This window comes from Corynebacterium sp. LK2537, assembly GCF_040946485.1.
GTDB lineage: Bacteria > Actinomycetota > Actinomycetes > Mycobacteriales > Mycobacteriaceae > Corynebacterium.
In genome coordinates, this window is the sequence record NZ_JAYWLQ010000021.1 from 1 (window position 1) to 376 (window position 376).

Annotated in this window: 1 pseudogene; it reads left to right on the forward strand. The window is 63.6% G+C overall.

Features of this window, described 5'->3' with window-relative positions:
• Positions 1–13: 13 nt before the first annotated feature.
• Positions 14–376 (forward strand): annotated as a pseudogene (locus tag VVS03_RS11295) (HNH endonuclease); the annotation flags it as partial.

Sequence of the window (376 nt, forward strand, 5' to 3'; positions counted from 1 at the left end):
TCTGAAGGCTGTCATGTCGGATGTTGCCGCCGCAGCGCACCATCGCGCGTGCCAGACGTTCTTCGGGCACACGACCTACACGCGCAAGCAAGCCGCCGCCCGCCGGGGTGCCGCAGAATCCGGACACCACCTCGACACACTGCTGGTGTTGGACAACGCCTTCCGGCGGGTGCGCAACCAGGGCGAGGCCTGGGCCATGCTCATCGAACTGTGCAACACGCCTGGCTCCACCAAACAACTACGACGCCTAGCCAACAAGAAGGTCCTGGAGCTTAACCGCCCGGCACCGCCGGCCGAAGGCGTGCGCGTGACCCGACGCAAAGACGGACCGAGTACTTTTTCTGTTACCGGTGATCCGGAGTTGGTGGAAAACCTT